21 protein-coding genes, 12 tRNA genes and 1 rRNA gene are annotated in these 18,319 nt (G+C 37.5%); 29 read left to right on the plus strand and 5 right to left on the minus strand.

What is annotated here, in order from left to right:
• Window positions 1–8: 8 nt before the first annotated feature.
• Complete coding sequence (locus tag C1A05_RS16535; protein WP_102029351.1) at window positions 9–626, minus strand: class I SAM-dependent methyltransferase; 618 nt, start codon at window positions 624–626, stop codon at window positions 9–11.
• A gap of 74 nt (window positions 627–700) precedes the next feature.
• Window positions 701–1,804, minus strand: coding sequence for an SDR family oxidoreductase (locus C1A05_RS16540; protein ID WP_102029352.1), 1,104 nt, complete (start codon window positions 1,802–1,804; stop codon window positions 701–703).
• Between the two features lie 150 nt (window positions 1,805–1,954).
• On the opposite strand from C1A05_RS16540, the gene C1A05_RS16545 reads away from it, so the two are divergent.
• Window positions 1,955–2,287: a YppG family protein gene (locus C1A05_RS16545; protein ID WP_102029353.1), complete on the plus strand. Its 333-nt coding sequence runs from the start codon at window positions 1,955–1,957 to the stop codon at window positions 2,285–2,287.
• 114 nt (window positions 2,288–2,401) lie between these two features.
• Here C1A05_RS16545 and C1A05_RS16550 read toward each other — a convergent pair whose 3' ends face one another.
• Both C1A05_RS16550 and C1A05_RS16555 read right to left on the minus strand, forming a co-directional pair.
• On the minus strand, window positions 2,402–3,250 hold the full coding sequence (locus C1A05_RS16550; protein ID WP_102029354.1) for a DegV family protein: 849 nt from the start codon (window positions 3,248–3,250) through the stop codon (window positions 2,402–2,404).
• Window positions 3,251–3,463: 213 nt separating this feature from the next.
• Window positions 3,464–4,075 (minus strand): rhomboid family intramembrane serine protease, encoded by a 612-nt coding sequence (locus C1A05_RS16555; RefSeq protein ID WP_102029355.1) that lies wholly within the window; start codon window positions 4,073–4,075, stop codon window positions 3,464–3,466.
• A 132-nt stretch (window positions 4,076–4,207) separates the two neighbouring features.
• Here C1A05_RS16555 and acpS point away from each other — a divergent pair, with 132 nt between their 5' ends.
• The 14 genes from acpS (at window position 4,208) to C1A05_RS16625 (ending at window position 15,762) form a co-directional block, all read left to right on the plus strand.
• Window positions 4,208–4,570, plus strand: coding sequence for a holo-ACP synthase (acpS, locus tag C1A05_RS16560; RefSeq protein ID WP_102029356.1), 363 nt, complete (start codon window positions 4,208–4,210; stop codon window positions 4,568–4,570).
• A 389-nt stretch (window positions 4,571–4,959) separates the two neighbouring features.
• Complete coding sequence (locus tag C1A05_RS16565) at window positions 4,960–5,979, plus strand: LolA family protein (protein WP_102029357.1); 1,020 nt, start codon at window positions 4,960–4,962, stop codon at window positions 5,977–5,979.
• A 379-nt stretch (window positions 5,980–6,358) separates the two neighbouring features.
• Window positions 6,359–7,513: an alanine racemase gene (alr, locus tag C1A05_RS16570; RefSeq protein ID WP_102029374.1), complete on the plus strand. Its 1,155-nt coding sequence runs from the start codon at window positions 6,359–6,361 to the stop codon at window positions 7,511–7,513.
• 217 nt (window positions 7,514–7,730) lie between these two features.
• On the plus strand, window positions 7,731–8,006 hold the full coding sequence (locus tag C1A05_RS16575; RefSeq protein ID WP_102029358.1) for an antitoxin endoai: 276 nt from the start codon (window positions 7,731–7,733) through the stop codon (window positions 8,004–8,006).
• 3 nt (window positions 8,007–8,009) lie between these two features.
• Entirely contained in the window at window positions 8,010–8,360 is a 351-nt protein-coding gene (locus C1A05_RS16580; RefSeq protein ID WP_102029359.1) for a type II toxin-antitoxin system PemK/MazF family toxin, read from the plus strand.
• Window positions 8,361–8,497: 137 nt separating this feature from the next.
• Entirely contained in the window at window positions 8,498–9,367 is an 870-nt protein-coding gene (locus tag C1A05_RS16585) for an STAS domain-containing protein (protein ID WP_102029375.1), read from the plus strand.
• Between the two features lie 4 nt (window positions 9,368–9,371).
• Window positions 9,372–9,728, plus strand: a complete 357-nt coding sequence (locus C1A05_RS16590; RefSeq protein WP_102029360.1) for an STAS domain-containing protein — start codon at window positions 9,372–9,374, stop codon at window positions 9,726–9,728.
• Window positions 9,729–9,733: 5 nt separating this feature from the next.
• Window positions 9,734–10,138 carry an anti-sigma regulatory factor gene (locus tag C1A05_RS16595; protein WP_102029361.1) on the plus strand — a complete coding sequence of 135 codons (405 nt, stop codon included), beginning with the start codon at window positions 9,734–9,736 and terminating at the stop codon, window positions 10,136–10,138.
• A gap of 84 nt (window positions 10,139–10,222) precedes the next feature.
• Window positions 10,223–11,212, plus strand: coding sequence for a PP2C family protein-serine/threonine phosphatase (locus C1A05_RS16600; RefSeq protein WP_255398325.1), 990 nt, complete (start codon window positions 10,223–10,225; stop codon window positions 11,210–11,212).
• 80 nt (window positions 11,213–11,292) lie between these two features.
• The gene (locus C1A05_RS16605) at window positions 11,293–11,622 is read left to right on the plus strand and encodes an STAS domain-containing protein (protein WP_102029362.1); all 330 of its coding nucleotides are present in this window, start codon (window positions 11,293–11,295) and stop codon (window positions 11,620–11,622) included.
• On the plus strand, window positions 11,622–12,101 hold the full coding sequence (rsbW, locus tag C1A05_RS16610; RefSeq protein WP_102029363.1) for an anti-sigma B factor RsbW: 480 nt from the start codon (window positions 11,622–11,624) through the stop codon (window positions 12,099–12,101). Before C1A05_RS16605 ends, rsbW begins: the two co-directional genes overlap by 1 nt.
• The gene (sigB, locus tag C1A05_RS16615; RefSeq protein WP_102029364.1) at window positions 12,073–12,864 is read left to right on the plus strand and encodes an RNA polymerase sigma factor SigB; all 792 of its coding nucleotides are present in this window, start codon (window positions 12,073–12,075) and stop codon (window positions 12,862–12,864) included. Before rsbW ends, sigB begins: the two co-directional genes overlap by 29 nt.
• Window positions 12,861–13,460, plus strand: a complete 600-nt coding sequence (locus C1A05_RS16620) for a SpoIIE family protein phosphatase (RefSeq protein WP_102029365.1) — start codon at window positions 12,861–12,863, stop codon at window positions 13,458–13,460. Before sigB ends, C1A05_RS16620 begins: the two co-directional genes overlap by 4 nt.
• Window positions 13,461–13,614: 154 nt before the next feature.
• The gene (locus C1A05_RS16625; protein ID WP_102029377.1) at window positions 13,615–15,762 is read left to right on the plus strand and encodes a Tex family protein; all 2,148 of its coding nucleotides are present in this window, start codon (window positions 13,615–13,617) and stop codon (window positions 15,760–15,762) included.
• 2 nt (window positions 15,763–15,764) lie between these two features.
• Here C1A05_RS16625 and cmpA read toward each other — a convergent pair whose 3' ends face one another.
• Window positions 15,765–15,881 (minus strand): cortex morphogenetic protein CmpA, encoded by a 117-nt coding sequence (cmpA, locus tag C1A05_RS16630; RefSeq protein ID WP_102029366.1) that lies wholly within the window; start codon window positions 15,879–15,881, stop codon window positions 15,765–15,767.
• A gap of 251 nt (window positions 15,882–16,132) precedes the next feature.
• Between cmpA and C1A05_RS16635 the strand changes: the two genes are divergently transcribed.
• The 14 genes from C1A05_RS16635 to C1A05_RS16700 all read left to right on the plus strand — a co-directional run.
• Window positions 16,133–16,576 carry a SprT family protein gene (locus C1A05_RS16635; protein WP_102029367.1) on the plus strand — a complete coding sequence of 148 codons (444 nt, stop codon included), beginning with the start codon at window positions 16,133–16,135 and terminating at the stop codon, window positions 16,574–16,576.
• A gap of 218 nt (window positions 16,577–16,794) precedes the next feature.
• Window positions 16,795–16,869: transfer RNA gene (locus tag C1A05_RS16640), tRNA-Asn, on the plus strand.
• Window positions 16,870–16,872: 3 nt separating this feature from the next.
• A tRNA-Ser gene (locus tag C1A05_RS16645) sits at window positions 16,873–16,963 on the plus strand.
• Window positions 16,964–16,973: 10 nt separating this feature from the next.
• Window positions 16,974–17,045, plus strand: a tRNA-Glu gene (locus tag C1A05_RS16650).
• Between the two features lie 32 nt (window positions 17,046–17,077).
• Window positions 17,078–17,154: transfer RNA gene (locus tag C1A05_RS16655), tRNA-Asp, on the plus strand.
• A gap of 5 nt (window positions 17,155–17,159) precedes the next feature.
• Window positions 17,160–17,234 (plus strand) — tRNA-Gln (locus C1A05_RS16660).
• A gap of 105 nt (window positions 17,235–17,339) precedes the next feature.
• Window positions 17,340–17,415 (plus strand) — tRNA-Lys (locus C1A05_RS16665).
• A 4-nt stretch (window positions 17,416–17,419) separates the two neighbouring features.
• A tRNA-Leu gene (locus C1A05_RS16670) sits at window positions 17,420–17,504 on the plus strand.
• 9 nt (window positions 17,505–17,513) lie between these two features.
• Window positions 17,514–17,597: transfer RNA gene (locus tag C1A05_RS16675), tRNA-Leu, on the plus strand.
• Window positions 17,598–17,669: 72 nt separating this feature from the next.
• A tRNA-Arg gene (locus tag C1A05_RS16680) sits at window positions 17,670–17,746 on the plus strand.
• Window positions 17,747–17,752: 6 nt separating this feature from the next.
• Window positions 17,753–17,829, plus strand: a tRNA-Pro gene (locus C1A05_RS16685).
• A 15-nt stretch (window positions 17,830–17,844) separates the two neighbouring features.
• Window positions 17,845–17,918, plus strand: a tRNA-Gly gene (locus C1A05_RS16690).
• A gap of 9 nt (window positions 17,919–17,927) precedes the next feature.
• Window positions 17,928–18,004, plus strand: a tRNA-Ile gene (locus tag C1A05_RS16695).
• A gap of 108 nt (window positions 18,005–18,112) precedes the next feature.
• A 16S ribosomal RNA gene (locus C1A05_RS16700) occupies window positions 18,113–18,319 on the plus strand; the annotation flags it as partial.

The following is an 18,319-nucleotide window of genomic DNA, read 5'->3' on the forward strand; positions in this document are numbered from 1 at the left end:
TCAGGCTCCTATTTTTTACATAAGGCTAGCCCTAAAGGATAGTGAACTTCTTCTCTTCCAGGATAAGGTTCAATTAGAACACCCTTTTGATAAAAGTACGTACGTTCCGAATAGGCACCAAACAAGTTAAAAAACTCTTCTTGCGTAAGTTGATGAACATGAAACAATTGGCCAGATGGTATCCCTCTGCCTTCTCCAAATGGAGTGGATAAGAGTAGTGTTCCACCTGGTTTTAATAACTCATCATAGTTCCGTAAGAGATGGTCTTCCGCTTGGATATGTTCAATCGTTTCAAAACTAACAATGACATCGAACAGGCCTAATTTAGCCTTTAATGTTTCATCGGTTGCATCTGCTACAATAAACTTTGACTTTGGATGATAATATTTCCCTCGGGCATACGTAATGATATCGGGGTCAATATCTACTCCGATTACCTCGTCTACATGGAATTTTCTCTCTTTGGCAAGCATATGGGTGCCATATCCTGAACCGCATGATAAGTCTAATACCCGGCCCTTTATATACGGTAAAGCAAACTGATATCGAGCAATGTGCTCTAGCAGAAGTTTATTTAATGGGTCCATAAACTCTGGTATGATTCGTTCCTCTGTATTTTCGATCACGTCTTCTTTTCACCTCATTAAACCATAGCAATCATGTATATTTATGATAGCACAGTAAAAGGAGTCTAGCACTGTTAGGCAATTTCAATGTGTTTGCTTTTGTCGGTTGCATGTTCTTTATAATATTTTACTAAATTAGGAATAACATTCTTCATATCTGGACATTTTATTCCACTTCCTTTGAGGTCCCTTTGTGCTTCACTGCAATCATATATGGTTTGTTCATTGAAGTAATCAAGTGCTTGTTTTTCTACTTGCATCCATTTTCGGATAAAAGGTATTTTTAAATGGAATTCCGCTAATTTATGGGGGACGGTACCTTTAGGTTTTTTTCCTAAATAATGATACATAAATAGGCGGTATAGTTCTCGAGCCGTATACGGATTTGGGTCGGTAAGGTGATACGTTGCACTTTTCTTTTGATTTTTATCCATATGGCCGAGGTAGATGGTTGACTGTATAATATAATCCAAAGGAACGACATTTAATAAGGCGTTCGCTTTACCTACATAAGGAATCAACGGCATAAAGCGGATATGGCGGAACATATTTAACATAAAATAAGGGCCATCGAATTTAAGGGTTTCTCCTGTTTGGGAATGACCTACTACTATACCTGGTCGTATAATGGTTGTAGGAATACGTTCCTTTAATGCATCAACCAAAACCTCTGCCTCATATTTCGTTGCCTCATAATGGTTGTTATGTCCTTCATTGTGCTGTAAGTCATGCTCGTATACGGTACCTTGACGTTTTCCTGCAACAAATGCAGTACTAAAATAAACATACCGCTCTAGCATTTTTAAATCTAATACGAAAGCGTTTACATTTTTAGTCCCGGTAATGTTTACTTTTTTAGCAGGCTCTAAGGGAACGGCTAAATCGTAAATGGCTGCTAGATGAAAAACATGCGTTACCTCTTCCATTAATTTAGAGTAGGTTTTTTCTTGAATAGCAAGTCTTTCTTCTGTAATATCCCCAGCAATAAGAGAAATTTTATCGGAGGAGATTCCCAACTGGTCTGTCAGCATCTGAACAGACTGCTGAGCTTTTTCCATAAAAGAAGGTAAAACAAGTGCGTAGATGTGATCAACCGGATATTTTGCATCAAAAAGTTCTCTTATTAAATACGTGGCAAGGTATCCGGGGTAGCCTGTAAAAAAATACGTGTTGCCCATAAGCTCTACACCTCCAAGAAATTATTTAACATTTATATTCTCTTATGAAAATAAAAATTCCTTTAATTACAACAAATACACCAAAAGTAAGGATTCGCATAAACTAAAAAATAGGAAGAAATGTAAAAAGCTATGTAGGAGGGATTAAAGGTGAATCATCAATGGGGACAATATCATAATGGACCAGTGCATTATGTTCCGCCTTCCTTTCCACCAAAGTTCCCGTTTCAGTCAACGCCAAATCAGGGTCAACCTGTGACACCATACGAGAATTTTCAGAAGCCGCCAATACCTTTAAATAGTTATGGTAATCAAACCCAAGTACAAAAAGGGATGAATCCGATTATACAACAATTTCAGAATTCAAATGGTCAAATTGATTTTGATAAAGTTTTTTCTACTGTGGGGCAAATTGTAAATACCGTGAATCAGGTTCAACCGTTAGTAAAGCAATTTGGATCGATAATGAAAGGCTTCAAATAGGCGGGAATAGGGATACAATGGTAATGAAAAAAGCTTGGGCGTATACACAACAATGTACTTCCCAAGCTTTTCAACTAATTCTAGTTTCAAAACGTGCTTTTTTGAAAGACAGGATCAATCTCTAAAGAAGGATATGACAAGTCCGCCTTGTCCAGCGTAGTTTGCAATCAGAGGTCCCATGTCCATCATGATGGAATTCTTAAATGGATATTTTGCCTTAATTTCTGCTAATATCTTTTTCGCCGTTCCTTCTTCATTCCCGTGAGCAAGTGCTATCGTATCGAACTCAGTCGTCTTTTCTCCAATTTGATCAACAAATCGGCGCATCGCTTTTTTACTGCCCCGCACTTTTTCTGCAACATCGATTACACCTTCTTCGGTTGCCTTTAATAATAGTTTAATATTCAAAGTTTTAGCGATAGCACCTTTCATTTTATCAAGACGTCCACCTTTAATTAAATTATCTAACGTTTTTAATACAAATAAGGTAGATATCTTATCCACTCGTTCTTTTAAATGATGTACTAAATCGTGAAAGTGGATGTTCTCCACCATCTTCTTACTAGCTTCATGTAAGAGTAATGCAATGCCACAAGAAGCGGTCTTCGTATTAATAACCTCAATTTGTCGATCAGGCTCTTCTTCTAGTAACATATCTCGGCCAATAACAGCGCTTTGATAAGTACCACTAACACCTTTGGAAATGGATAGCATAATGATCGCTTTCTCTTTGTCTACTTCTTTATAAGCATTATAAAAGTCTTGAGGGCTCGGAGCTGATGTCTTAGGTAATGTAGGTGAGCTTTTCATTAAATCATAGAGCTCTGGAAGTTCTTTATCTGGGCTAACTTTATACTGTTCTCCATTAATTTCTATATTTAGAGGTACTACCTTAATGTTTAGCTTTTCTTGAATAGAAAATGGAAAATCAGCTCCACCGTCTGTCATTAATTGGATGTTCATTTATATCTCCTCCTTATTTCAAAAACTACCTTTTTTATAGAAGCATATTACATATAACCTCATATTTGCACCATGAAATGTATTTGGAATAGAGATACAAACATAGGTAAGAATTGTTTCTGTTGTTAACGATTACAAATTTTAGGTCTATTGTATCATGGTGAAAAGTCAATTACACGTAATAACATGCTAGAAATAAAAGTAAATGAGACGCTAAATCCAACGGGAATGGGTTTTAGATGAAATTAATAAATTAGCTAGGGCAAACCCACCTATAAATCCAAAGATATGTGCATACACATTTATGTTAGAACGAACAAATGTCATAATTAATGCGATAACCATGATGGTAACAATAATTTGTTTGTTTTGATCATCTATTAGGTGTTTACGGAATAACACGATGAAAAGGTAAGCACCAAATATACCAAAAACAGCCCCAGATGCCCCTGCGTGCTGTAAGTAGATAGAGCCTAAATAAAAGGTTGCAATATTACCGATAATGCCAGACCCTAAATAAAGAATAACAAATTTTGTTTTTCCTAACATTCTCTCAAGTGGTGGTCCAAATAGGACAAGGGAGAAGGAATTAAATAGTGCATGAATGAGTCCATAATGAAAAAAGACAGCTGTTAAAAGGCGCCAATATTCATTATTGTATTCAATCATAAAATTAGTACCCAAACCTAATTCACGTATCGATTCAAAAAGAGGAATAGGAAGAAATTCGGTTAACAACCATAGACCTAAATTAATAGCTACAAGTATACTTACAATAGGGTAAAATTTTAAAAATTGTTGAAAACTTTCCGTTCGAAAAAACATAGCATCACCTGTTTTTCATATTTCCATTTAAGCTATTTAACTCGAATGGATTTACTTATCTCATATTATACATATTCATTATTGGAAATGCTTTTAAAGAATCAAATAAATTTTATAGAGGGTAGGATGACCATGATCAAAGGTATTGGTGTAGACATAATAGAACTAAAACGGATTGAACATGCGATTGAGAAAAATAAAAGATTTTATGACCGAATTTTAACGGAAAGAGAAAAGGAAATGGTAAAACAGTTTACCACTTTACATAGAAAAGTAGAGTATACTGCTGGTAGATTTGCAGCCAAAGAAGCGTATGCTAAAGCTAATGGTACTGGTATTGGTGGTGCGCTATCATTTGTTGATATAGAAATTTTGCCAGATGAAAACGGAAAACCAGAAGTTTATTTGAAGGGTAAAAAATGCAAGACTGCCTTTCTTTCTATATCACATAGTACGCAATTTGTTGTTGCGCAGGTTGTTATTGAAGAGAGTTGATCCAGATTAGTGGAAGGAATGCTCTTCTAACTCCAGAGGTCCTTTTCCTTTTCTGTGCATATTCGGATAGTTTGTCTCATATATTGGAGTAGCGGGTAGGAGGGAAAGACGAGCATCCGTTTTGAAATGATGAAAGTGTATGATTATCAACTTGCTTTTTTATTATCGACCCAAGTTGATAGGGAAAATCATAGTAATATGGGGGAGGGAAGGTAAATGCAATGAGGAGAACGATTTCCTACTAAAAAATGTTGCTTTCATACATTTTCATTTTGGACGTGCCGTCAATCTCTTTGTCCAGAGATAGGAAAGTAATGAAATGAAATATTTAGCATGAGCGTTATGAGCATACGCTTTTCTATTTGAAATGAGACAAAGGAGTTGTGAACATGAAGAAAAAACATTTGCTTTGGTGCTTGAGTCTTCTTATGATCGTTTTTATTGCTGCGTGTGGGGAAAAGTCGAAAGAGGATGTTTTAGAATCTCTTGGAACAAAAGTTGATGAAATGAGCGGATATAAAGCACAAGCAAAGATGACTTTAAAAACTGGGGAAGAAGTTCAAAATTACGAAATTGATGTTTGGCATAAGAAGGATGATTTTTATCGTGTCAAACTAAATAATCCGAATAGCGAAAAAGGGAATCAAATCATTTTACGGAACAGTGAAGGTGTATTTGTACTAACGCCAGCCTTAAACAAAAGCTTTAAATTCCAGAGTGAGTGGCCAAACAATACGAGTCAACCATATCTATATGCATCTTTAATTAATGATGTATTAAAGGATACGGAAGGCAAATACAAAGAAACGGAAAAGCACTACGTATTTACGACAAAGACCAATTATCAAAGCAATAAAAACCTACCATATCAAGATGTAACATTTGATAAAAAGACACTAAAGCCAGTAATGGTTACGGTATACGACAAGGATTATAATGCTCTTGTGGAAATTAACTTTTCCTCATTTGAATTTGATCCAGAATTTGCGAAAGACGACTTCGATACGCAAAAAAACTTAACGAGTAGTATTGCAGAAGTACCAGCTATGGCAGGTATGGAAGATGAAGATTTAACAGTTCTATATCCAACAGAGCTACCAGAAGGTACATCGTTAATGGAAAAAGAGGAAGTTCAAACGGAAAATGGTACAAGGGTTATTCTTACTTTTGGTGGGGACAAGAGTTTTACTCTAGTAGAAGAAAAGTATAATACCTTTCCAACAAGCCTAACAGAACCAGTAGCTGTACAAGGAGATCCAGTAAACCTAGGCTTCACAGTAAGTGCCATGACAGATAAAACCGTTGAATGGCATCAAAACAACATGAGATTTTATTTAGCAAGTGAAGAACTAACAAAAGAAGAAATGATCCAAGTAGCAAGCTCCGTAAATGGAAAAGAAATGAAATAACATATTTTTTTAATAGAAGCAGACTCTAACGACTTTAGAGTCTGCTTTTTGGTGTATACTAAAAGAAAAGCGGAAGCGCCTTGGTCTCGGCGTGCAGCTAGCCAAAGAAAAGCGGAAGCGCCTTGGTCTCGGCGTGCAGCTAGCCAAAGAAAAGCGGAAGCGCCTTGGTCTCGGCGCTGCAGCTAGCCAATGAAAAGCGGAAGCACCTTGGTCAAAAAAAGCAGAAACATGTCGGTCAGTTTTAACGAATACACTACGAAAAGTATAGTGATGTTCTTTCTATTGAAGAGGTTCTAAAAATGTCTTAGGTAATGACAAAATGGAATACATTACGCGGAAGATGTATTCAAACGTAGTAGGAGAGGGGCACAGTACTTTGATGCAGCAGTTTTATCGAGACTCATGGGTGGAAATACAATTAACTGCAATAAAACAAAATATTCGGAAGCTACGTGAACACTTAACAGAAGGCAAAAAGATTATCGCAGTTGTTAAAGCAAATGCATATGGGCATGGTGACATACAAGTTGCCAAGGCTGCCTTAGAAGAAGGTGTAGATGGATTAGCGGTCGCACTATTAGATGAGGCGCTAAAGCTTAGACACGCTGGAATAAAAGCGCCTATCCTAGTTCTTGGTTGGGTACGTCCAGATGTGGCTGATATTGCAGCCAAAAACGACATTACTTTAACTGTTTTCCAAAGTGATTGGATTCGGGACGCGATGACGTATTTAAATAGTAATAAATTATCCGTACATATAAAAGCAGATACAGGGATGGGTCGAATTGGAGTGAAAAGTGTAGAGGAATTAAGGGATGTACTTGCATCTTTAGATTCGAACTACTTTCATGTAGGAGGTATGTTTACCCATTATGCAACTGCGGATGAAGAAGATATTGCGTATTATAAGGAGCAACAACACCAGTTTCACAAGCTGGTAGAAGTTTTTAGAGATGAAGTAAAGGGAAATACATTTATACATGCTGATAATAGTGCAGCTGGTATGCGGTTTCCGAGTCAAGTTTTCGATGGAGTGCGCTACGGAATAAGTATGTATGGCCTTTATCCTTCTAGCGTTGTGAAAAAGGAAGAGCCATTTCAACTAGAACCTGCTTTTTCATTACATAGTCGACTTGTACATGTAAAAAAGGTGAGAACAGGCGAATACATTAGCTATGGACGAACCTTTCAAGCTGATACAGATATGTGGATTGGTACCGTTCCTTTAGGCTATGCAGACGGTTGGATTCGGAAATTACAAGGCGCCGAAGTATTAGTGAATGACAAGAGAATGCCAATCGTTGGTCGTATTTGTATGGATCAATTTATGGTACGACTAGATAACGCTTATCCTGTTGGGACTAAAGTGACGTTAATTGGAAAACAAGAGGAAAGCGAAATTACAATGGATGAGATAGCAGATAAATTAGATACCATTAATTATGAGGTGCCGTGTACGATAACCTCAAGAGTTCCAAGGATTTATAAAAGTGGTGAAATCCAGGTTGCAGTGGAAAATATCGTGTTAAAATAGAAGTTTTTGTTTAAATGGAAGCATAAATGTGTAGAATTGGAATAAATATAAAAATGTCTTAAAGCGCACTCTATTTTCATTATTATCTATTTAAGAAGTGGCAATTTCTTCCGTAAGGCGAAATCTTGAATATAGCTTTTGCAATGCAATAATCAGCGTGTTATGATTAAAGGGAATTTATACTTTTGTCAGGTAAAGCATGGTGGAGGTGTATGTTGTGTCCGAGAGTTCACAAGAAATTGTAATTAAGCTACCAGAAAACGTATTAAGGGAGTTAGACAATTTGGGGAAGAGTGAGGATTGCGACCGAAACGACTTGATATATCAAGCAACAAAAATGTACTTGCATGAAAAGAAAAAGCGAGATATACGAGAGTCTATGCGCCGTGGTTATGTAGAAATGGCTAAGATTAATCTAAATATTGCCTCCGAAGCATTCCAAGCGGAAGAAGAGGCAGAAAACACCCTGGAACGCTTAGTGAGTGGGGTGTAGTTATTGATAGTAAAAAGAGGCGACGTCTTTTTTGCAGATCTATCTCCTGTTGTAGGATCTGAGCAAGGTGGCGTTCGTCCGGTACTTGTCATTCAAAATGATATTGGCAATCGATTTAGCCCAACCTGTATAGTTGCGGCAATTACTGCGCAAATACAGAAAGCGAAATTACCAACCCATGTAGAAATTGATGCTGAAAAGTATGGGTTTGAACGTGACTCCGTAGTCCTACTAGAACAAATTAGAACAATTGATAAGCAACGACTTACGGATAAAATTACACATCTAGATGAGACATTAATGAAGCGAGTCGATGAAGCTTTACAAATTAGTCTCGGACTTATAGACTTTTAAAGCTACTCTTACTAGTTGGAGTAGCTTTTCTTTTTAATTAATTGACTCAATTTTTAGATTAATTAACAGATAAATGGTACTATTAGAGAGAGTATGTGTTTTTCTAAGATATTGCTTTATTTAGGAGGTATAATTTGGTGGATAAAGTTTTACAACAAATTGTATTGGAGAACCGTACAGAGATTACGGAACAATGGTTGTCGTTAAATAATGATCTTGAAAATATTCGTAGAGTTGCTGATGTAACCAATCAACTACTTGATACAACAAATAAAGAATTTCTAGACGTGATTTTTGGAAGCGTTGAAAAAAAGGGGAAAACAGCAGAACTAGCTAATTTTTCTGAGCGGTTGATAAAGCTAGGGTGGCCACTTAATTATATTACAAATGGACTACAATCTTTTCGTAGAATAACAATCAATTTTATTCTGGAAAAATCAGAGGAAACAAGCAGAGAATATTTCTCCGGTGTGTTGGAGAGTGTAGATCGTTGGATTGACCCAGTTATTAACTATTTAGTAAGTGAATATTCAGGAAGCTGGGAACATACAGTTGCACTTCAGAAGATTGCACTTCAAGAATTATCGGCTCCGCTAATTCCGGTTATTGACGGGATTACAGTTATGCCGTTAATAGGTACAATTGATACAGAAAGAGCAAAATTAATCATGGAAAACCTACTTGATGGTACGATGAAGCATAACTCTGAGGTTGTTTTAATCGATATCACAGGTGTCCCGGTTGTGGATACAATGGTGGCGCATCATATTATACAAGCTGCAGAGGCTGTTCGTTTAGTAGGAGCAACCTGTATTTTAGTAGGTATACGACCTGAAATTGCACAAACCATTGTGAATTTAGGTATCGATTTATCAAGATTCCCAACGAAAAGCTCTTTACGTAAAGGATTTAATGCGGCTTTACAACTAACAGGTCGTACCATTTCAACAATCAAAAATGAAGAGAAAGAGATAGAACAAATAATAGATTCATTGAGTAAGGGGTAATTAGATGAGAATTCCTATTTTAAAGTTACATCATTATTTACTAGTATCTATTCAAGTAGAACTAGATGATCAAACTGCAGTGGAATTTCAAGAAGATTTATTACAAAAAATCCATGAAACCGGCTCCACTGGTGTTGTAATTGATTTAACCTCTGTTGAAATTGTCGATTCCTATATTGCGAAAATATTAGGCGATGTTGTTTCCATGTCTGGGTTAATGGGAACAAAAGTCGTTTTAACTGGTATACAACCTGCTGTAGCAATGACGTTAATCGAGTTAGGAATACACCTTAATAATGTCCCGACTGCGCTCAATTTAGAGCAAGGATTGATTAAACTTAAACAGGAATTGGAGGAATAACACAAATGAACTTCGAGTCCTGTATACCAATAAAAAAAGAGTGGGATATAGTTGGGGCTAGACAATATGGACGGGATATTGCAAAACAAATAGGATTTGGTTCAGTGGATCAGGCAAGAATCGCTACATCCATATCGGAGCTAGCGAGAAATGTTTACTTATACGCTGAAAATGGGCGGATTTGTTTTAATGTTGTAGAAGAGATGGGACGCAAAGGGATTGAGATTACAGCTATCGATGATGGTCCGGGGATAAAAGATATCGGTAAAGTGATGCAGGACGGCTACTCCACATCAGGGGGATTAGGAGCAGGTCTACCTGGGGTGAAACGCTTGATGGATTTTTTTGATTTAGAATCTGAATATGGTAAGGGAACTACAGTAAAAATAATCAAATGGTTCCGAAGTTAAATAGGTTTTTACATAATAAGAATATAATAGCTTGATAAAATATATAGGTAGCGTTATTTTTCGAAAGGGAGGGTGCGCTTACATTTGGAGAAATACATAAAATTACTCAAACAATATATAATGACGGAAGATGAAGAAGCGCTTTATAAAGCGGATCAGTTTAGCAAAGAGTCCTTACAGAAGGACTTCTCTCCTGACGAGATTGTGCAATTACATATCGAATCTCTATTAAATCTATATCCTGACTTGTCTAAGGAAATGCGACTTTCGCTAGATTTTTTATTGCAAACAATGATTTCCTACGGCATTGCTCATCAGGAATTTCAAGTTTTAAGAGAGAGACAAAGAGAATTGAAGTCCGAAATTGATGTTGCGGCGAAAATGCAGAAAACCCTTTTGGATACAAGTATTCCGAAATTGGATGATTTGGAGGTTGGTGCTATTTCAGTACCGGCTAAAATTATGAACGGGGATTATCATCATTTTATTCAAGATTCTGATGGGAACGTTGGTGTTGCTGTAGCCGATATTATTGGTAAAGGTATACCGGCGGCTCTTTGTATGTCGATGATTAAGTATGCATTAGATAGTTTTCCGGACACGTTAGTTCAACCAGACGCCATATTGAAATTATTAAACCGTGTTGTCGAGGCAAACATCGAATCTGGTATGTTTATTACAATGTTTTATGGCTTTTATGATCAAAAGTCTCATCACTTTTCGTATTCCTCCGCAGGTCATGAGCCAGGCTTTTTCTATTCTGCAAAAGACGGAACCTTTGAGGAAATAACAGCAAAAGGGATTGTGCTTGGTGTAAAGAAAAACGCAAACTATGAAAGGTTTACAAGGAAATTAGAAATAGGGGATATGATCGTTCTTCTTACGGATGGTGTAACAGAATGTAGAAGGGGTCAATATTTTATCGAACGGGAAGAAGTCATTGAAGTGCTTCAGCGATATAAAGACCTGCATCCGGAAGTGCTTGTAAAGAATGTGTTTCAGCACTTTGAACGACTGCAGGATTTTGAGTTGTGTGATGATTTTACATTAATTGTGATCAAAAGGAACAAATAATAGAAAATTCGTTGTTTAGAAAATTAACAAAGAGGGAATGAACAAATAAAGAGGATTTTTCAAAAGGGGGTTCATATAACATGAACTTAACGATTCATGTTTCTAATGAAGACCACAATCCTGAAGTTAAGCTTTCAGGTGAAATAGATGTATATACAGCACCAAATTTAAAAGAGGCGCTGTTAAAGCTCACGAAAAAAGAGGGCTCGCTAATTAAGGTAGACCTAGAAAAGGTTACTTATATGGATAGTACTGGATTAGGTGCCCTAATTAGTGGATTGAAATCAACGAAAGAAAATAATAGTGAACTAGTTTTATGTAATCTACAAGAGAGAGTATATCGTTTATTTGATATTACGGGTTTAAAAGAAGTGTTTCAGATAGAGAGTACTATTAGAGGTGGGATGTAATGGTACAGCCACTTAATTCCGTAGAGATGAAAATACCTGCAAAACCAGAGTTTGTCGGTATCGTTCGACTAACTGTTTCTGGGATTGCTAATAGACTTGGATTTCATTTTGAGGCAATTGAAGATTTAAAGATTGCGATTTCAGAAGCGATAACGAATACGGTTCAACATGCTTATCGTAAGGATCATGAGGGTGAGGTATTAGTTAACTTTTCCATGTATGAAGATCGATTGGAGACAGTTGTAGCCGATTGTGGAGAAAGCTTCGATATAACTAAGAAGAAAACGGTTATGAATACGGCAAATCCAAAAGAAATGATCCGTAACCTTAGGGAAGGTGGATTTGGGTTGCATTTAATCGAGGCATTAATGGACAAAGTAGATATACAGAATGATAGTGGAGTAATAGTAACAATGACGAAGTTTCTCCCCAAAAATGAGGTGGGCCGTAATGACGACCAAATCTCAACATCACCATAATAAAGATGATGAAGTCCATAGATGGTTTTTAGACCTTAAAAGAAACCCTAATAACGAAAAGCTACAAGAACAAATTGTATTTCAGTATGAAGATCTCGTTAAAGCTATCGCAAAAAAATATGCTAAAAATGCTACAATCCATGAAGATTTAATACAAGTTGGCATGGTCGGATTGATGGCAGCAATAAAAAGATACGATCCAACCCTAGGTAAAACATTTGAATCGTTTGCTATCCCAACCATATTGGGAGAAATAAAAAGGTATATACGTGATAAAACATGGAGTGTCCATGTTCCTCGTAGAATAAAAGAATTAAGCCCCAAAATTAAAAAAGCAGTAGAGCAGTTAACAAACGAACTTCAAACATCACCATCCATTAAAGACATTGCAGATTTTTTAAAGGTATCTGAAGAAGAAGTGCTAGAAGCTATGGAAATGGGCCAAAGCTATCATGCTTTATCGTTTGATCGCAAATTAGAAGCGGATTCAAATGGTGGAGAAGTTACTATTATGGACCTCATTGGCTCGCAGGATGAAGGTTATAAGCAAGTTGACTTTAAATTACTATTAGGAAAGCTAATGCCGCTATTGTCTGAGCAAGAACGAAAAATTTTGCGTTGTACATTTTTTCAAGGTATGAGTCAAAAAGAAACTGGGGAACATCTCGGAATATCACAAATGCATGTTTCACGGCTACAAAGAAGAGCGTTATTGAAATTAAGAGATGCCCTTCAATCAGAGAGTCCGGAGGTTTTATTTTGAGTACCAATAAAAAACGTATTGATGTAGCGGTATTTCAACAAGCGAAACAAGGTAATTTCTGTTGTGGTGATAGCTTCTTCACTATTGAGAAAGATTCCAAATTTATATGTGTACTTGCGGATGGTCTGGGGAGCGGTAAAATGGCAAAAGAATCCTCTGCAGCAGTAGTAGAGGTCGTTCAGCATAATCCGCTAGCATCAATGGAAGAAATTATTGCGAATTGCAATAACAAACTAATGGATAAAAGGGGAGCTGTTATTGGTATCTTGATGATAGATCTTGATACCAGTACGTATGCTTTAACCTCAATTGGAAATATAGGAATTGTATCGATTTCCCCGAATGGACAACAAGTGAAGTCTGTACCAACTTATGGATACTTGTCTGGGGGGAAGCATCCGTTTCATATTACAAATGGAGATATAGAACCAGGTCAAGTATTTTTAATGTATTCAGATGGTGTAAAAGATAAGGAATTACTAAAACAAACGAAGTACCTTGGCAATATTGACCATATTGTTAAATATTATGAAGGTATTCATAAACAAACCGATGAAAAAGATGATACAACATTAATTGTGTTAAAATATAAATAAAAGGTCTTCCATTCAGAAGGCCTTTTTTCTTTTTGATTACAGGTTGGAATGGAAAAGGATTTTCAAAGAATACTTTGGTAAAATAAAAACATAGCAGTGATGCTGTTAAGAAGGCTTGCAAGGAGGAAATGATTTGAGTGAAGTAAATGCGGAAATGCAAATTATCCAATCTATTAGTAGGAATATTAAAATTCCGGTACATACGATTCAAAAGGTAATTCATTTATTAAATGAGGGAAATACAGTCCCTTTTATCGCTCGTTATCGTAAGGAGCAAACAGGTGGATTAGATGAAGTTCAAATTAAAGATATAGAAGAGAATTATCAATATGGTTTACAGTTAAGCAAGCGGAAAGATGAAGTTATTCGTTTGATTGAAGAACAAGGGAAATTAACCGATGAACTCAAACAAGAAATTGGAGCGGCGGACAAGCTTCAAAAGGTGGAGGATTTATATCGACCGTATAAGCAAAAACGTAGAACAAGAGCTACCATCGCGAAGGAAAAAGGTTTAGAGCCTTTAGCTAAAGCTGTTTGGCTTCAAGATAATATGGATTTAGATACCGAAGCAAAGAAGTATTTGTCTGACGAAAACGAATTACACACGACGGAGGATGTATTGCAAGGTGTCAATGATATTATTGCCGAATGGATATCGGATGACCCTAAATTTAGAGAGAAGATACGTAAAGAAACGTTTGATCATGGGATTCTTCAAACGAAGGTGAAAGATGAGGAAAAAGACGAAAAAGGCATTTTCACGATGTATTACGAATATCAAGAACCTATTCGTAAGGTTGCATCCCATCGTGTATTAGCGGTGAACCGTGGAGAAAAGGAGGAAATTTTGAAAGTTTCCCTTCAAGCTCCAGAGGAAAAAATCATCAGCTACATTACGAACCATGTGATGAAGAACCCGAATGAGCCTATTCGCGCTTTATTAGAAGAGGCAATACACGATGGTTATAAACGGTTAATCGAACCATCAATTGAACGGGAAATTCGAACTACTTTAACGGAAGAGGCAGAGGAGCATGCTATAAGTGTGTTCGCGAAGAATTTACGGAACTTATTGCTTCTACCACCATTGAAAGGGAAAACGGTTTTAGGTGTAGACCCAGCGTATCGTACAGGATGTAAATTAGCAGTAGTTGATGAAACAGGAAAAATGCAAGAAATTGATGTTATGTATCCAACAGCACCCAAAAATGATAAAGCTGGCGCGGAGAAAATATTCCTCCGCTTTATGGAAAACTATCCTGTTGAAGTTATCGCAATTGGAAATGGAACTGCTTCAAGGGAGACGGAACAATTCGTGTCGGAAATGATTCAAAAACATAGCTTAAATGTTTCTTATATTATTGTAAATGAAGCGGGTGCTAGTGTTTACTCTGCCTCTAAGCTAGCGAGAGAAGAATTTCCAGAGCTACAAGTAGAAGAAAGAAGTGCGGTTTCCATTGCACGGCGTTTGCAAGATCCACTAAGTGAGTTAGTTAAAATAGATCCGAAGTCAATTGGGGTTGGACAATATCAACATGATGTTAGTCAAAAAAAATTAAGTGAGTCCTTAACATTTGTAGTAGAAACAGTTGTTAACCAGGTAGGAGTAAATGTGAATACTGCATCTTCATCTTTGCTTCAATATGTATCAGGACTTAACAAAACAGTGGCCAATAATATTGTGAAGTTTCGAGATGAAAATGGAAAAATAGTTGACCGAAAGCAATTGAAAAAAGTCCCGCGCCTCGGTGCAAAGACATATGAACAAGCAATTGGATTTTTGCGTATAATGGATGGTAAAGAACCATTAGATGGAACACCTATTCATCCAGAAAGCTATCCAAAAGCGAAAGAATTGTTAATGAAATTGGGCCTTTCGACAGATGATTTAGGAAAAGAGCAATTAATCAATGGTCTCCAAAACATTCATTTAGAAGAAATGGCAACGGAATTAGAACTCGGAATTCCGACATTAAAGGATATTATTGAGTCATTAGAAAAACCGAATCGTGACCCTAGAGATGACATTGCTAAGCCGCTATTGAAAAAGGATGTTCTATCTATGGAAGATTTAGAAAAAGGAATGGAGTTACAAGGTACTGTGCGGAATGTAGTTGATTTCGGAGCATTTGTCGATATTGGAGTAAAGCAAGATGGGTTGGTGCATATATCTAAAATGTCAAATCAATTCGTAAAGCATCCATTATCTGTAGTGTCAGTTGGAGACATTGTTACAGTATGGGTGGATGATGTAGATGTAAAAAGAGAACGGATTGCTTTAACCATGATCTCGCCAGCCTAATATTATTGAGACAAAAATCGCTTTTGATAAAAAAACCAACACTGGTTTAAAAGCTTTATTTGATATAGATCTTTGGAACGGAAAGCTGCTTCCATTTGATTAAGTAACCAGTTCGGCATTTTTATCCCCTCCTAATAATAAGATTCGTTATGATATAGTATATGCAGGGTAGCTTGTATGGTTTAGATGTATTATATAGAAGTAAAGTAAAAACCTTCCGAGAGCTTAGTGTTCTTGGAAGGTTTGTTTTTATATTTTTCATTCTGAGTTATAGAAGTTGCTTGAACTTTACGTAATTACGATTCTTGAACCTTGTTCATAAAGGAGAATATAGGTAAAATGTATATAAAAAAGATACTGGTGTTAGCATATGAATAATGAAGAATTATTAAATTTGGTAAAAGAATTATCGTTAAAGCATTTTGGTAAGCTGTTTATAGATAAGGCGGTATTTAATAATAGATTAAGAACAACTGGTGGTAGATATATTCCCTCCAGGAGAATAATTGAAATTAATCCAAAGTATTTAAGCGAATTAGGGATAGAAGAATTAATTGGGATAATCAAACATGAGTTATGTCATTATCATCTCCATATTGAGGGGAAGGGATATCAACATCGGGATGCAGATTTTAGGGAGTTGTTAAAGCAAACGAATTCTCCACGACATTGTAAATCGTTGCCGTCTATGAAAAATAGAGGGAAGTATTCGTACAAATGTAGTGCATGCGGAGCAATCTTCCATCGCGTTAGAAGAGTCAATATAACCCGATACCGATGTGGTAGATGTATGGGAAAGTTAAAAAGTGTTTAACCTACAAACACTGGTATAAAATGGCTGTGAAAAATCACTAAAAAATGTTGACGAAAATGTACATGCATGGTAAATTAAATAAGCCGACGAACAAAAGATGTTTTTGAGTCTAAAAAATTGTTCGAAAAAATTCTTTTGTGATGTTGACAAAACATAAAAAGTATTGTATCATACTTATCGTCGCGTTTTTAATTTAATATATGTAACTTTATTGTTATTCCACCGTAGCTCAGTGGTAGAGCAATCGGCTGTTAACCGATCGGTCGTAGGTTCGAATCCTACCGGTGGAGCCAGATGGAGAAGTACTCAAGTGGCTGAAGAGGCGCCCCTGCTAAGGGTGTAGGTCGCGTAAGCGGCGCGAGGGTTCAAATCCCTCCTTCTCCGCCATTATTATAATGGCCCGTTGGTCAAGTGGTTAAGACACCGCCCTTTCACGGCGGTAACACGGGTTCGAATCCCGTACGGGTCATTTGCTTTCCTATTCTATTTAAATAACAATAAGGTCCGGTAGTTCAGTTGGTTAGAATGCCTGCCTGTCACGCAGGAGGTCGCGGGTTCGAGTCCCGTCCGGACCGCCATTTGTTGGGCCATAGCCAAGCGGTAAGGCAACGGGTTTTGGTCTCGTCATGCCCAGGTTCGAATCCTGGTGGCCCAGCCATTATATTAACGCAAGCCGAATGTAATGTTATGGTTTGCTTAATTTTTTTGTCTTTTTCGATGAGTAGAAAAATGGAAAAGAAGATAAATATGAAATGTACGTTTTGAGCCATTAGCTCAGTTGGTAGAGCATCTGACTTTTAATCAGAGGGTCGCAGGTTCGAATCCTGCATGGCTCACCATTTTGCGGGTGTGGCGGAATTGGCAGACGCGCTAGACTTAGGATCTAGTGTCTTACGACGTGGGGGTTCGAGTCCCTTCACCCGCACCACAATGATTTGCGGTCGTGGCGGAACGGCAGACGCGCTAGGTTGAGGGCCTAGTGGGAGTTTATCCCGTGGAGGTTCAAATCCTCTCGGCCGCATCGCAAAGTTTTAAAAAACTCTTGCGTTAATTATTGAAACGTGTTATGATATTTATTGTCGCTAAAAAACATGCGCCCGTAGCTCAATTGGATAGAGCGTTTGACTACGGATCAAAAGGTTAGGGGTTCGACTCCTCTCGGGCGCGCCATTTGTCCGGGAAGTAGCTCAGCTTGGTAGAGCACATGGTTTGGGACCATGGGGTCGCAGGTTCGAATCCTGTCTTCCCGACCATTCAATTTCATATATGCGGGTGTAGTTTAATGGTAAAACCTCAGCCTTCCAAGCTGATGTCGTGGGTTCGATTCCCATCACCCGCTCCATTATATAATGGGCCTGTAGCTCAGCTGGTTAGAGCGCACGCCTGATAAGCGTGAGGTCGGTGGTTCGAGTCCACTCAGGCCCACCATTACAAAATTAATGGTTATTTGAACCTTGAAAACTGAACAAAACAACCAGTACGTCAATTCGGTAATTTACATTACCATTTACTATTTATGAGCTTTAATCAAACAATCTATTGGAGAGTTTGATCCTGGCTCAGGACGAACGCTGGCGGCGTGCCTAATACATGCAAGTCGAGCGCGGGAAGCAAGCAATCGCCCTTCGGGGCGTGCGCTTGTGGAACGAGCGGCGGACGGGTGAGTAACACGTGGGCAACCTGCCTGTAAGACTGGGATAACTTCGGGAAACCGGAGCTAATACCGGATAATACTTTTGGATG

The sequence above is a fragment of the Salirhabdus sp. Marseille-P4669 genome, assembly GCF_900240405.1.
Classification (GTDB): Bacteria; Bacillota; Bacilli; order Bacillales; family Alkalibacillaceae; genus OEQK01.